General features: G+C 50.4%; 13 protein-coding genes and 2 pseudogenes. 5 read left to right on the top strand and 10 right to left on the bottom strand.

The annotated features are described in order from the left end of the window. Window positions 1–101: 101 nt before the first annotated feature. Window positions 102–1,001, top strand: a complete 900-nt coding sequence (gene yegS, locus KXD89_RS08125) for a lipid kinase YegS (protein ID WP_000807348.1) — start codon at window positions 102–104, stop codon at window positions 999–1,001. 81 nt (window positions 1,002–1,082) lie between these two features. Here yegS and KXD89_RS08120 read toward each other — a convergent pair. After that, window positions 1,083–1,559: pseudogene (locus KXD89_RS08120) on the bottom strand (DeoR/GlpR family DNA-binding transcription regulator); the annotation flags it as partial. A gap of 66 nt (window positions 1,560–1,625) precedes the next feature. On the opposite strand from KXD89_RS08120, the gene KXD89_RS08115 reads away from it, so the two are divergent. Next, a protein-coding gene (locus KXD89_RS08115; protein ID WP_085947771.1) for an IS3-like element IS3 family transposase occupies window positions 1,626–2,788 on the top strand; the annotation gives its coding sequence in 2 pieces (ribosomal slippage) (window positions 1,626–1,887 and window positions 1,887–2,788; 1,164 coding nt in all). Between the two features lie 29 nt (window positions 2,789–2,817). On the opposite strand, the pseudogene KXD89_RS08110 reads toward KXD89_RS08115, so the two are convergent. The 8 genes and pseudogenes from KXD89_RS08110 to fbaB all read right to left on the bottom strand — a co-directional run. Then, window positions 2,818–3,117: pseudogene (locus KXD89_RS08110) on the bottom strand (DeoR family transcriptional regulator); the annotation flags it as partial. A gap of 105 nt (window positions 3,118–3,222) precedes the next feature. Next, complete coding sequence (gene gatD / locus KXD89_RS08105) at window positions 3,223–4,263, bottom strand: galactitol-1-phosphate 5-dehydrogenase (protein WP_000844219.1); 1,041 nt, start codon at window positions 4,261–4,263, stop codon at window positions 3,223–3,225. 47 nt (window positions 4,264–4,310) lie between these two features. Continuing rightward, window positions 4,311–5,666: a PTS galactitol transporter subunit IIC gene (locus KXD89_RS08100; RefSeq protein WP_000490679.1), complete on the bottom strand. Its 1,356-nt coding sequence runs from the start codon at window positions 5,664–5,666 to the stop codon at window positions 4,311–4,313. A 3-nt stretch (window positions 5,667–5,669) separates the two neighbouring features. After that, window positions 5,670–5,954 (bottom strand): PTS galactitol transporter subunit IIB, encoded by a 285-nt coding sequence (gatB, locus tag KXD89_RS08095; RefSeq protein WP_000823270.1) that lies wholly within the window; start codon window positions 5,952–5,954, stop codon window positions 5,670–5,672. 30 nt (window positions 5,955–5,984) lie between these two features. After that, complete coding sequence (gatA, locus tag KXD89_RS08090) at window positions 5,985–6,437, bottom strand: PTS galactitol transporter subunit IIA (RefSeq protein ID WP_000182899.1); 453 nt, start codon at window positions 6,435–6,437, stop codon at window positions 5,985–5,987. Window positions 6,438–6,446: 9 nt separating this feature from the next. Beyond that, window positions 6,447–7,709: a tagatose-bisphosphate aldolase subunit GatZ gene (gene gatZ / locus KXD89_RS08085; RefSeq protein WP_000853883.1), complete on the bottom strand. Its 1,263-nt coding sequence runs from the start codon at window positions 7,707–7,709 to the stop codon at window positions 6,447–6,449. A 28-nt stretch (window positions 7,710–7,737) separates the two neighbouring features. Then, window positions 7,738–8,592 carry a tagatose-bisphosphate aldolase subunit GatY gene (gatY, locus tag KXD89_RS08080; protein ID WP_001307281.1) on the bottom strand — a complete coding sequence of 285 codons (855 nt, stop codon included), beginning with the start codon at window positions 8,590–8,592 and terminating at the stop codon, window positions 7,738–7,740. A gap of 307 nt (window positions 8,593–8,899) precedes the next feature. Continuing rightward, the gene (fbaB, locus tag KXD89_RS08075) at window positions 8,900–9,952 is read right to left on the bottom strand and encodes a class I fructose-bisphosphate aldolase (RefSeq protein ID WP_000129551.1); all 1,053 of its coding nucleotides are present in this window, start codon (window positions 9,950–9,952) and stop codon (window positions 8,900–8,902) included. Window positions 9,953–10,208: 256 nt separating this feature from the next. On the opposite strand from fbaB, the gene KXD89_RS08070 reads away from it, so the two are divergent. From KXD89_RS08070 to KXD89_RS08060, 3 genes are read left to right on the top strand one after another with little or no spacing between them, the layout of a single operon-like run. Continuing rightward, window positions 10,209–11,486: a nucleoside permease gene (locus tag KXD89_RS08070; RefSeq protein WP_000858484.1), complete on the top strand. Its 1,278-nt coding sequence runs from the start codon at window positions 10,209–10,211 to the stop codon at window positions 11,484–11,486. After that, the gene (locus KXD89_RS08065; protein WP_000846217.1) at window positions 11,483–12,487 is read left to right on the top strand and encodes an ADP-ribosylglycohydrolase family protein; all 1,005 of its coding nucleotides are present in this window, start codon (window positions 11,483–11,485) and stop codon (window positions 12,485–12,487) included. The genes KXD89_RS08070 and KXD89_RS08065 overlap by 4 nt, the downstream gene beginning before the upstream one ends. Then, the gene (locus tag KXD89_RS08060; protein ID WP_000012001.1) at window positions 12,484–13,449 is read left to right on the top strand and encodes a carbohydrate kinase family protein; all 966 of its coding nucleotides are present in this window, start codon (window positions 12,484–12,486) and stop codon (window positions 13,447–13,449) included. The genes KXD89_RS08065 and KXD89_RS08060 overlap by 4 nt, the downstream gene beginning before the upstream one ends. Here KXD89_RS08060 and KXD89_RS08055 read toward each other — a convergent pair. Further along, the gene (locus KXD89_RS08055; protein WP_000434038.1) at window positions 13,423–14,169 is read right to left on the bottom strand and encodes a GntR family transcriptional regulator; all 747 of its coding nucleotides are present in this window, start codon (window positions 14,167–14,169) and stop codon (window positions 13,423–13,425) included. The two genes, KXD89_RS08060 and KXD89_RS08055, sit on opposite strands and share 27 nt — an antisense overlap. Window positions 14,170–14,206: the final 37 nt, after the last annotated feature.

The raw sequence follows: 14,206 nt of genomic DNA, 5'->3' as shown, positions 1-14,206 counted from the left end.
TGAACTGACTTTTTATCCTCCGACTTTCATCCTGTTCTGACTCCACCTTTTGTTTTCTGCTCTACACTATCTACAGACCAATCATAAAGGCACATACGATCATGGCAGAATTTCCCGCCAGCTTACTGATTCTTAATGGCAAAAGTACTGACAATCTACCCTTGCGCGAAGCAATTATGCTGTTGCGTGAGGAAGGAATGACGATCCATGTGCGGGTCACCTGGGAGAAAGGCGATGCCGCACGATATGTAGAGGAGGCCCGGAAGTTTGGCGTCGCAACGGTGATTGCCGGTGGTGGCGATGGCACCATTAATGAAGTTTCTACGGCGTTGATTCAGTGTGAGGGGGATGACATACCCGCGCTGGGAATTTTGCCATTAGGAACCGCCAATGATTTTGCCACCAGTGTAGGGATTCCTGAGGCACTGGATAAGGCGCTGAAACTGGCAATTGCCGGTGACGCCATTGCGATAGATATGGCGCAGGTCAACAAACAAACCTGTTTTATTAATATGGCGACAGGCGGATTTGGGACGCGTATTACCACAGAAACGCCGGAAAAATTAAAAGCCGCGCTGGGTAGCGTCTCTTACATCATTCATGGCTTAATGCGTATGGATACTCTGCAACCGGACCGTTGTGAAATCCGCGGTGAAAACTTTCACTGGCAAGGTGACGCCCTGGTCATTGGTATTGGTAACGGGCGTCAGGCCGGTGGCGGTCAGCAATTGTGTCCGAACGCGTTAATTAACGATGGCTTGCTGCAACTGCGCATTTTTACCGGCGATGAAATACTTCCGGCTCTCGTATCAACCTTAAAATCTGACGAAGATAACCCGAATATTATCGAAGGCGCTTCGTCGTGGTTTGATATTCAGGCACCACACGACATCACCTTTAATCTTGATGGCGAACCGTTGAGTGGGCAAAATTTTCATATTGAAATACTTCCGGCAGCGTTGCGTTGTCGATTACCACCAGATTGTCCACTGTTGCGTTAATCAAACTATTCTCTCTTGAACCAGGGAGAATCCGTAATGCCGGATGCGGTGTAAACACCTTATCCGGCATACAGAACAATACTACACCGTAATTAATTTTACCCGCGTCTTCTGCAATGCCAGTTTATCCACCTCTGACACAGCATCATCGGTAATAATAATGTCAATTTTTTCGATTGGTAGTACCTGATTAAAACCGCGACGGTTAAATTTCGATGAATCGAGAACGGCAATCACTTTATTAGCGGCTGTGACCATCGCACCGCTAATAGAATAACCTTCATTAAAGGTCGTAATACCATTAACCGCATCAATACCATCAGCACCGACAAACATTAAATCGGCATTAATATCCTGTAATGAACGCTCGGCAATGGAACCATGCATCGAGCGCGTTTTATGGCGGACCGTGCCACCACAGACGACCAGAGTAATGTCTTTATTTTCGGAAAGGGCAAACGCTGCCGGGAGACTGTTGGTAATCACCGTGATATTTTTGGCGGTCATTAATCCTTCGGCGATAAGCATTGTCGTACTTCCGCTGTCGAGAATAACGGTCTGATCTTACCCAGCAATAGTGGACACGCGGCTAAGTGAGTAAACTCTCAGTCAGAGGTGACTCACATGACAAAAACAGTATCAACCAGTAAAAAACCCCGTAAACAGCATTCGCCTGAATTTCGCAGTGAAGCCCTGAAGCTTGCTGAACGCATCGGTGTTACTGCCGCAGCCCGTGAACTCAGCCTGTATGAATCACAACTCTACAACTGGCGCAGTAAACAGCAAAATCAGCAGACGTCTTCTGAACGTGAACTGGAGATGTCTACCGAGATTGCACGTCTCAAACGCCAGCTGGCAGAACGGGATGAAGAGCTGGCTATCCTCCAAAAGGCCGCGACATACTTCGCGAAGCGCCTGAAATGAAGTATGTCTTTATTGAAAAACATCAGGCTGAGTTCAGCATCAAAGCAATGTGCCGCGTGCTCCGGGTGGCCCGCAGCGGCTGGTATACGTGGTGTCAGCGGCGGACAAGGATAAGCACGCGTCAGCAGTTCCGCCAACACTGCGACAGCGTTGTCCTCGCGGCTTTTACCCGGTCAAAACAGCGTTACGGTGCCCCACGCCTGACGGATGAACTGCGTGCTCAGGGTTACCCCTTTAACGTAAAAACCGTGGCGGCAAGCCTGCGCCGTCAGGGACTGAGGGCAAAGGCCTCCCGGAAGTTCAGCCCGGTCAGCTACCGCGCACACGGCCTGCCTGTGTCAGAAAATCTGTTGGAGCAGGATTTTTACGCCAGTGGCCCGAACCAGAAGTGGGCAGGAGACATCACGTACTTACGTACAGATGAAGGCTGGCTGTATCTGGCAGTGGTCATTGACCTGTGGTCACGTGCCGTTATTGGCTGGTCAATGTCGCCACGCATGACGGCGCAACTGGCCTGCGATGCCCTGCAGATGGCGCTGTGGCGGCGTAAGAGGCCCCGGAACGTTATCGTTCACACGGACCGTGGAGGCCAGTACTGTTCAGCAGATTATCAGGCGCAACTGAAGCGGCATAATCTGCGTGGAAGTATGAGCGCAAAAGGTTGCTGCTACGATAATGCCTGCGTGGAAAGCTTCTTTCATTCGCTGAAAGTGGAATGTATCCATGGAGAACACTTTATCAGCCGGGAAATAATGCGGGCAACGGTGTTTAATTATATCGAATGTGATTACAATCGGTGGCGGCGGCACAGTTGGTGTGGCGGCCTCAGTCCGGAACAATTTGAAAACAAGAACCTCGCTTAGGCCTGTGTCCATATTACGTGGGTAGGATCAGTCATCCCTTCGTGGATCATTTTGACTGCCGCCTGCGCTATTCTGTTTTTTGGCGCGCTGGCGAGCTGAAATCGCTCTTTAAACCCGACTTCCTGGGTCTCGGTTTCACTATTACCAGACATTATTTTCGCCGCACCGCCATGAAAGCGCGTAACCACGCCTTTTTGTTCGAGAAAGCGCAAATCGGCACGGATTGTCGCTTCCGAGGCAGCAAATACTCCCGCCAGATCCTGAACAAGCACGGTTCCCTGTTCATTCACTAATTGGATGATCTTATTCCTTCGCTCGAATGAATTCATCGTCATTTACCCATATTCAATTGTGGCTAGTGTAAACGAAGGGGGACCATTGGTGAATGATCTGTTTTGCACAATACCGGGCCAGCATCACGCTGGCCCGCGGTTTCAGGGAATGAGCAACACTTTGCCCGGCATAGCATTACGAGCGATGTCACGCACCGCCTGGGCGAAGCTTTCAAAGCTTCCACGGTGAGCGATTAATGGCTCCAGGCTTAACTTACGTTCTGTCAGCAACCGGCTCGCCGTTTCCCACTCCTGCCCCGGCCAAGGGCTGGAGTAGTTCATCCAACTGCCGATAACCGTCAGCTCTTTACGCAATATTTTGCCAAACGTTGCCGATGTTAAATGCAGATCCTGATGCAACGTGCCCACCAGCGCCAGTTGGGCATGAGGACCGGCAATCTCTACCGCCAGTTCGACAGTTTGCGGTACGCCAGCCGTCTCGAGGATAAGCTGATTAAAGCGCAGTTCGCGTAAAACGCTCTGCATTTGCGGCGCGCTCATTTCGCTACTGTTAAATGTTTGCATCGCACCGAAAGATTTTGCCAGTGCCAGTTTTTCTGAACTAATGTCGATCGCCGTCACACTCTTTGCTCCCAGCGCGACAGCGCACTGAATGGCCAGCAGGCCAATGGTTCCGGCACCAATAATAATAACGTTTTTATTCTCACAACCTTGCGCTAAATGAAAAGCATGCAGACCAACGGTAATCGGCTCAATAAAAGCCCCATCCTCAATAGGCATATCCGTGGGTAGAGCAAAGACATTTTTTCGCTTAACGACAATATATTCAGCAAATCCACCATCACGCCGCGAGCCAATAAAATCATATTTTGCGCACTGGGAATAAAACCCTTTCAGACACTCTGGACAAGTAAAACAGGGTAATAACGGCACACAGGCAACCGCATCGCCAGGGTGTAAATCATCAACACCGGATCCCACCGCATCAATATAGCCGCTAAATTCATGGCCTAACGTTATTGGATAATAATGTGCACCATTTTTAAATATCCTGGGTAAATCGGAACCACATAAGCCCGAGCTGGCAATTTTTACCCGCACCTCATCCTGATGTTTAATTTCAGGAATGACGCTTTCTGCAACGCGCACGATACCATCAGTATCATTCACCACTGATTTCATAAAAACTCCTGATTGTTAAGGGGGATAACCTCCCCCTCAGGTAAAAATTATTCTGCGAGAACGACTTTCTCTTGTTTAATAAAGCCACGCGCTCTACGCCAGGTCATGAAAATACCGGTCAGATAAATTGCACCGATAATAATGAAACCGGGAATATTTTGCGGGGAGAAAACCTGAATCAGTAACCAGGTAATGGGAGAACCGCCCTGATCCATTGAAGCCACCATACCCCCGGCTTTTAACGCCCCAGCATTAGCCGCCAGTTGGGTGTGCAAACCAATAGTTTGCGTCGCGATCCACAGGGTGATGCTCATAATGATGACACCCGAGATTAAGGTGCGGAACAGATTTCCACGATGCACGGCGACCGCCATCGCCACGAAGAAGCCGATGGTGGCAAGATCGCCAAACGGCAGCACCTGATTACCCGGCACACAAACAGCAATTAAAATGGTGAGTGGGATAAAAATCAGGCTTGCCGATACCACCGCCGTATGTCCCAGCAGCAACGCCGGATCAAGGCCAATCAGGAACTCCTGACCGCCGAACTTCGCCTGTAAACGACTACGAGCTTGCTTAGCGATGGGCGTTAAACCATCCATGATGGGTTTAATCACCCGTGGCATTAGCAGCATCACTGCCGCCGTTTTTACCGCCAGCTGCAATACACCTTTGACATCGTAACCCGCGAGGATGCCGATAATCAGCCCCATCACAAAACCCACGGTGACAGGCTCGCCAAATGGACCAAATTTGCGCTGAATATCGTCGGCGCTAAATTTAATTCGGTTAACGCCTGGGATTTTCTCGATGATAGCATCGACCAGCACCGCAATCGGCCCCATATACGCCGACGTACCGTGCGGAATAGCAATACCTTCCAGCTCAAAGAAATTTCGGGTATCGCGGGCAAACCAGTCGCCGAGCTTATAAACAAACGCCGCGTGAATTACCACACCTGCCATCCCTATCATCCATGAACCGGTTGCCAGATGCAGCAACGCGCCGGTGAAGGTCATATGCCAGATATTCCAGATATCAACATTTACCACCCGCGTCATACGGGTCAGTAACATCGCCACGTTAACCAGAATCGCAATCGGAATCGCCACCAGCGCAATTTGCGACGCCCAGGTCATTGGTGAAGAGCCCGGCCAGCCAACATCGACCACATGCAGATTCAGGTCGAAATTTTCCGCCATCGCTTTCGCCGCCGGGCCAATGGAATCCAGCATTAAGCCAATCACAAGGCCAATGCCAACAAAGCCAATCCCGATATGCAGACCCGCTTTAAAGCAATCGCCTGCCTTCATGCCTAATATTTTAGAAAAAATAATGATGACAATCGGCAGCATCACCGTAGGGCCGAGGTCGAGAATATAACGCATGACTTCTGAAAACATAGGTCACCCCTGTAAGATAGTCAGAATTTTATTTTGTAATGCTTCGATACCGATACCAGAAATAAAAGGCATGCCGTGAACTAACGGAATATCGCCAAAACTACGATCCACTTTGGCAGTGGTGCATATCAAATGCACACCATCCATATAGGTTTCTATTTCATTAACCCGACACTGGATTAATTCAACAGGAATATTATGATTCTGACACAACTCTTTAATTTCTTCCGCCGCCATCGTAGAGGTCGCAACCGCGCCTCCGCAAGCGACAATAATCTTGCGTTTCATAAATAGTCCTTTTTATTGTTACAGAGGGATTTATTCGTCTGAATCTAAAACATACTTTGTGAAGTATTCCTTTAACTGGGTTTCAGGAAGAGTGATTAGTGTCTCGACGATATCGGGCTGTTGTAACTTGCCAAATAAACAGCGTAAAAGTTTCAATTGCTGCTGCGGATTTTCCACAATCAACGCAATAACCAACGATACCGCCACGTCGTTATCATCATCCGCTTGCTGAAAATGAACTTTATTTGTTGGCCTTAACAGATAAATGGCTGACGACTTAGCATGAATCGCCTCACAATGCGGTATTGCAATAGCGTGCTGCTCAAGCATTATCCCGGTAGGGAATTCTGCTTCTCTGGCAATTAATGCCTGTGGCCAGGTATCATGAACCACACCTTTGGCGAGCATCTCATTACCGATATGGGTTAAAACTTCGCTACGATCGACAAAAGAAATTCCGCTACGAACAAACAGGTTAGTCATATACCGTCCTTATTCCGCACAGCCGTAGCGATAGGCGCGCAAAACATCATAAATTTTATCCATAATCAGCTGATGCGGTATTGCTGATAATTCCCCGGACTGAATGCGTTCAAATTGTTTGGGAAGATACTGACTAATCATGCCCAGTGGGATGTCCACGCCTTCAAGATTCACCATCATCGTTTCGACGCTATTTTTAATCCGACTATGCGGCCAGTAATAACGAATACGATCCGACAGGCTGTAACGAATATCCAGTAATGAATCGTTAAAACCCGTACGATAATATTTTTTCCAGTATTGCGGTTCGTCGAGCATCACTTCTTCAATTACCGCCAGGCAACCGCTGCGATTTTCAGGGGCGATAAGTTCCTGCTCAATTTGTGCCAGTGCAAATATCGCCTCGCGTAAAGCAAAGGTTAATGCGGGACCGACTTTCAATATTGCAAAGTGATCGCGGACTAATTCCCAATAAGCCGTCCGGGTCTGGTAATCGGTAGAATGTGCTTCATAAACCATTCGGGTGTTTTCTATCCATTGCGCCAGCGGCTGCGCTTCCTGCGGCTGATAATGGATAATATTGCTGTGATCAAATTCCACACCCGGCTGCACCACGATGGCAATCACACGTGTTAACGCCTCTGTCAGCCCACGGGCAATAAAGGCCTTTTGATGCGTACGTAAAGTATTGGCGGCATCTTCAACATGGGTGATGTGTACTGACTGAATGGCGCTGGCCTCACCGCCCGGAACCGGAACTTCGGTGCCAATGACATAGCTCAGTTGCTCACGCTGGCAATCTGTCGCCACACTTTCCGCAGCAAAGCAAAGCACAGCAGCTCGTTCCGCAACCGTTTCTGGTGCTAACGGTATGGGATCCCCCGCGCAGGACATTGACGCATCAAGATGAATTTTACTGAAGCCGGCACGAACATATTCCTTTACCAGCTCGACGGATTTTTCCATCGCCGCATCCGCATTTTCTTGCTGCCAGCAGTTTGGCCCCAGATGATCGCCGCCGAGAATAATGCGTTCGCGTGCAAACCCAACTTTATCGGCAATCGTAAAAACAAATTCGCGAAAGTCTGCCGGTGTCATTCCGGTATAACCGCCAAATTGATTGACCTGGTTTGACGTTGCTTCAATCAGCACTTTGCGCGTGCTGTTGCGATCAAATGCCAGCGCCGCTTCGATAACCAACGGATGGGCAGAACAGACTGAACATATGCCGATATGTTCACCAGCTTTATGCCGGGCAATTAACGTTTTCATGTTTTTTCCTTGTTAAATGGCAGGTGCGTTATGCCCTGCCCTCGCAGCCACAATCGGCAATCACTTTGCTCACCACATCGCGCATTGCGGATTTAGCCGACTGCAAATAATCCCGGGGATCGGTCGCTTCAGGGTGCTCGGTCAGGTAATTTTTTAACGCCTGCGAGAAGGCATTTTTCAGCTCCGTTGCAACGTTGATTTTGCATATCCCCAGTTTGATGGTTTGCTGAATATCCTTAGTCGATAACCCTGACGCGCCATGCAGCACCAGCGGTAAGTTCACCCACTGGCGAATGTTCTCCAGTCTAGAAAAATCAAGCGCCGGTGCGCTGGCATACATCCCATGAGCCGTGCCGATGGCGACCGCCAGGGAATCAATTCCGGTTGCCTCGGCAAATTCACGCGCCTGAGCGGGGTTGGTGTACAACGCATCGGCTTCATTGACTTGCACATCATCTTCCTGGCCGCCAAGTTGCCCCAGCTCCGCCTCGACGCTGACATCAAAGCGATGGCAAAAATCCACCACCTCTTTGACCCGTGAAATATTTTGCGCAAAAGGCAAATGCGAGGCGTCAATCATGACTGAGCGCACGCCAGAACGAACCTTCTGAGCGATATCGTCAAATTTCGTGTGATGGTCGAGATGAATTGCCAGTGGATGGTGATATTGCTTCGCCATCGCGCTGACCAGCGCCAACAGATTTTCTGTACCAGCATGAGTAAATGTGCCAGGCGTTCCGGCGATGATGACCGGCGCATGCAGGTTGGCAGCGGTTTCTACCACCACTTGCATCGTTTCGAGATTGTGAATATTGAATGCCGGAACCGCATAACCGCCGCGCTGTGCGTTGTTCAGCATCTGCTTTGTCGATACCACGTACATTTTCATATCCTGTCGTTTGTTTTCGATTTCAAAATATAATGAAATTATTTGTTTTTAAATATCGAGATAACGATCACAAAAACGACAATATGAAAATTATTCGAGGAGTGAAAGGCAAAAAAACGGCCTCCCGATAGGGAAGCCGTAGCAAAGTGCGCGTGTTTTTATGCCGGATGCGGTGTAAACATACGTGGCAGTGCTATGTAGGCATGATAAGACGCTTCAGCGTCGCATCAGGCATAGGTTGCCGGATGCAGCGTAAACGCCTTATCCGTCCTACGGGGTGGTGTTGTTCGTATAAGGCGTATCAGGCGATAGTAATTTTGCTATCGAGATAAACGTCCTGCACGGCGTTAATCAGTTTCACGCCGTCAGCCATCGATTTCTTGAACGCTTTACGTCCAAGAATCAGCCCCATTCCGCCTGCGCGTTTGTTGATAACCGCAGTACGCACTGCATCGCTGAGGTCAGTTTCACCGCCCGCAGCACCGCCGGAGTTTATCAACCCAGCCCGACCCATATAGCAGTTAGCTAACTGATAACGCACCAGATCAATCGGGTTTTCGCTGGTCAATTTGCTGTAAACACGATCGTCGGTGTAACCGTAATTAATTGCTTTATAGCCGCCGTTATTTTCCGCCATTTTTTGTTTGACGATATCTGCACCGATGGTTGCCGCCAGATGGTTTGCCTGACCGGTCAGGTCGGCGGAAACATGGTAATCAACGCCATCTTTCTTAAAGGCGGAGTTACGCAAATAGGCCCACAGCACTGTCACCATACCCAGCTCGTGCGCACGTTCAAAAGCCGCAGAAATTTCTTCAATCTGGCGACGTGACTCTTCCGAGCCAAAATAGATAGTCGCACCAACCGCAACCGCGCCCATGTTGAACGCCTGCTCCACGCTGGCATACAGCGTTTGATCGTAGGTATTCGGGTAACTTAGCGTCTCGTTGTGATTAAGTTTGACGAGGAATGGAATGCGATGCGCATAACGCCGCGATACCGACGCCAGCACGCCGTAAGTTGACGCCACACAGTTACAGCCCGCTTCGATCGCCAGTTCAACAATGTTTTTCGGGTCAAAGTAGAGCGGGTTAGCAGCAAATGAAGCTCCGGCAGAGTGCTCAACGCCCTGGTCAACCGGCAGAATAGAAAGATATCCTGTGCCAGCCAGACGCCCGGTGTTGTACAACGTCTGCATATTACGTAACACCGCTGGCGGGCGATTATTGTCAATCATTACGCGGTCTACGTAGTCATGTCCGGGGAGATAAAGCTGGTCAGAAGGAATTGTCATACAACGGTGCTGTAAAAGGTTGTCGGCGTCTTTGCCAAGCAACTGCGCAATATCTGTCATTACTATGCTCCCGTAAATTCCGATTGGATATCGGCTATGGATTGTCCTGGCCCGCCTTTTGCGGGCAATCATAATCCTGGTCGTTACGGGCGAGTTTTTCCATCTTTTGGATGTTTTTTCAGCGTTTTCTGTTGGCTCGATTCATCAGAAAAAATGTTAGCGCGGTCAAGTTTTCACCGCAAAGGTATTTAAAAGGTATTATTAAGTGGTATTGTCATCGCGTACCTTACATTACCTGTCATGAAGGAATTAAAAGATGAAAACAACAGCAAAGCTGTCGTTCATGATGTTTGTTGAATGGTTTATCTGGGGCGCGTGGTTTGTGCCATTGTGGTTGTGGTTAAGTAAAAGCGGTTTTAGTGCCGGAGAAATTGGCTGGTCGTATGCCTGTACCGCCATTGCGGCGATCCTGTCGCCAATTCTGGTTGGCTCCATCACTGACCGCTTTTTCTCGGCGCAAAAAGTGCTGGCGGTATTGATGTTCGCAGGCGCGCTGCTGATGTATTTCGCTGCGCAACAGACCACTTTTGCCGGGTTCTTCCCGTTACTGCTGGCCTACTCGCTAACCTATATGCCGACCATTGCGCTGACTAACAGCATCGCTTTTGCCAACGTGCCGGATGTTGAGCGTGATTTCCCGCGCATTCGTGTGATGGGCACTATCGGCTGGATTGCCTCCGGTCTGGCATGTGGTTTCTTGCCGCAAATACTGGGGTATGCCGATATCTCACCGACTAACATCCCGCTGCTGATTACCGCCGGAAGTTCTGCTCTGCTCGGTGTGTTTGCGTTTTTCCTGCCCGACACGCCACCAAAAAGCACCGGCAAAATGGATATTAAAGTCATGCTCGGCCTGGATGCGCTGATCCTGCTGCGCGATAAAAACTTCCTCGTCTTTTTCTTCTGTTCATTCCTGTTTGCGATGCCACTAGCGTTCTATTACATCTTTGCCAACGGTTATCTGACCGAAGTTGGCATGAAAAACGCCACCGGCTGGATGACGCTCGGCCAGTTCTCTGAAATCTTCTTTATGCTGGCATTGCCGTTTTTCACTAAACGCTTTGGTATCAAAAAGGTATTATTGCTTGGTCTGGTCACCGCTGCGATCCGCTATGGCTTCTTTATTTACGGTAGTGCGGATGAATATTTCACCTACGCGTTACTGTTCCTCGGTATTTTGCTTCACGGCGTAAGTTACGATTTTTACTACGTTACCGCTTACATCTATGTCGATAAAAAAGCCCCCGTGCATATGCGTACCGCTGCGCAGGGGCTGATCACGCTCTGCTGCCAGGGCTTCGGCAGTTTGCTCGGCTATCGTCTTGGCGGTGTGATGATGGAAAAGATGTTCGCTTATCAGGAACCGGTAAACGGACTGACTTTCAACTGGTCCGGGATGTGGACTTTCGGCGCGGTGATGATTGCCATTATCGCCGTGCTGTTCATGATTTTTTTCCGCGAATCCGACAACGAAATTACGGCTATCAAGGTCGATGATCGCGATATTGCGTTGACACAAGGGGAAGTTAAATGAAAACAGAACGTATTCTCGGTGCTCTTTATGGGCAGGCGTTAGGGGATGCGATGGGGATGCCCTCCGAGCTTTGGCCACGCAGCCGCGTTAAAGCACACTTTGGCTGGATTGACCGTTTTCTTCCTGGACCAAAGGAGAATAACGCGGCCTGTTATTTTAACCGCGCCGAATTCACCGACGATACCTCGATGGCGCTGTGTCTGGCGGATGCGTTACTGGAACGTGAAGGCAAGATCGATCCGGATCTGATTGGGCGTAATATTCTCGACTGGGCGCTGCGTTTCGACGCCTTTAACAAAAACGTACTAGGTCCGACCTCGAAGATTGCGCTTAACGCCATTCGCGACGGTAAACCCGTTGCTGAACTGGAAAACAACGGCGTGACCAACGGCGCAGCGATGCGCGTCTCGCCATTAGGTTGTTTGCTTCCGGCGCGTGATGTTGATTCCTTTATTGATGATGTAGCGCTGGCGTCCAGCCCGACCCATAAATCCGATCTGGCGGTTGCAGGCGCGGTAGTCATCGCATGGGCGATTTCTCGTGCCATTGACGGAGAAAGCTGGTCAGCGATTGTTGATTCCCTGCCTTCAATTGCGCGACATGCACAGCAAAAACGCATCACTACGTTCAGCGCCTCACTGGCGGCGCGGCTGGAGATTGCGCTGAAAATTGTGCGCAATGCCGACGGCACCGAATCCGCCAGCGAACAGCTTTACCAGGTCGTTGGCGCAGGTACCAGCACTATTGAGTCCGTTCCGTGCGCCATTGCGCTGGTTGAACTGGCACAAACCGACCCGAATCGCTGCGCCGTCCTGTGCGCTAACCTTGGCGGCGACACAGACACCATCGGTGCTATGGCGACGGCAATTTGCGGCGCGTTGCATGGCGTTAACGCTATCGATCCTGCGTTAAAGGCGGAACTGGATGCGGTAAATCAGCTTGATTTCAACCGCTATGCCACAGCGCTGGCGAAATATCGTCAACAACGGGAGGCGGTATGAGCGGCGCTCGATTACACACGCTGCTGCCTGAATTAACCACGCGTCAGTCGGTGATGGTCGTCGGCGCGGCGGTCATTGACGTGATCGCCGACGCTTATGCCCTCCCCTGGCGTGGGTGCGATATCGAACTGAAACAGCAGAGCGTTAACGTTGGCGGCTGCGCACTGAATATTGCCGTGGCGTTAAAGCGCCTCGGCATCGAAGCGGGTAATGCCTTGCCGCTCGGTCAGGGCGTGTGGGCGGAGATGATTCGCAACCGGATGGCAAAAGAGGGCTTAATCAGCCTGATCGATAACGCCGAAGGTGATAACGGCTGGTGTCTGGCGCTGGTTGAGCCGGATGGCGAACGCACTTTTATGTCATTCAGCGGTGTTGAAAATCAGTGGAATCGCCAGTGGCTGGCGCGATTAACCGTTGCGCCTGGCAGCCTGCTCTATTTTTCCGGTTATCAACTGGCCTCGCCCTGCGGCGAATTGTTAGTGGAATGGCTGGAAGAGCTGCAAGACGTGACGCCGTTTATCGATTTTGGCCCACGTATTGGCGATATCCCGGATGCATTACTGGCGCGGATCATGGCCTGTCGACCTTTAGTGTCGCTCAATCGTCAAGAGGCTGAGATTGCCGCCGAACGTTTTGCTTTATCCGCAGAGATAACAACACTTGGCAAGCAATGGCAGGAGAAATTTGCCGCGCCGTTGATCGTTCGTCTCGATAAAGAAGGCGCATGGTATTTCAGCAACGACGCTTCTGGCTGCATTCCGGCATTTCCAACGCAAGTTGTCGACACCATTGGGGCGGGCGACAGTCATGCCGGTGGCGTACTTGCCGGGCTGGCCTCTGGTCTGCCACTGGCGGATGCCGTATTACTGGGCAATGCAGTGGCGTCGTGGGTTGTCGGGCATCGGGGCGGTGATTGTGCGCCAACGCGCGAGGAACTACTCCTCGCACACAAAAACGTATAGATCGCTGCGACAGTGGCTAATGCTGTACTCAATAGGCCGTTGCTGTTGGTCAAGCGCCACTTGCTTGATCACCAGCACCGGTATTTTGCTATCTAACTGAATATGTGACTGAAACTCGGCATCCGGCATCCGGGCGCTAACGCGGGAACGCGTACGTTGTGGGTAAATGTGCTGGCTGCGGAAATAGTCATAAAGTGAAATCCCGATGGCATCAACATCATGAATTAAATGCGCCGGAACCCACGATTCCTCAATCGATACCGCTTCTTCATCGACATAGCGAATACGCTTAAGCAAAAAGACATCACTTCCTGCTTCGACCGCCAGCTGCTGCGCGACTTCTTCGGGACATTTCACGACACGCTTGTTAACCCATAGCGTATCGGGCTTTTTCCCGCGCAATACCACCTGCTGAGAAAAACCTCGCGCTTCTTTCAACGAGTATTCGAAGATGTTGTTGATCTGCGTGCCGTAACCGCGCGAACGCGTCACCACACCCTCTTCTTCCAGCGCCTGCATCGCCTTGCGCACCGTAATGCGCGAAACGCCGGTTAACTGACTTAAATCACGCTCACCGGGCAAAATATTGCCATGCTCCAGCACCCCGCTGCGCACGGCATTTTTTACCGTTTCGGCAAACTTAATATAAAGCGGCGTGTTATCCGCCGCTAAAATACGCTCGTTCAGTTGGGCAATCAGCTGGGTATGCGCTTGTTCCATTTGTCTTTTTCCTGCCGGGGAGTCTGGTGGGAGTATA

The sequence above is a fragment of the Escherichia sp. TC-EC600-tetX4 genome, assembly GCF_019356055.1.
Lineage (GTDB): Bacteria > Pseudomonadota > Gammaproteobacteria > Enterobacterales > Enterobacteriaceae.
This window is presented reverse-complemented; position numbering and strand designations above follow the sequence as displayed.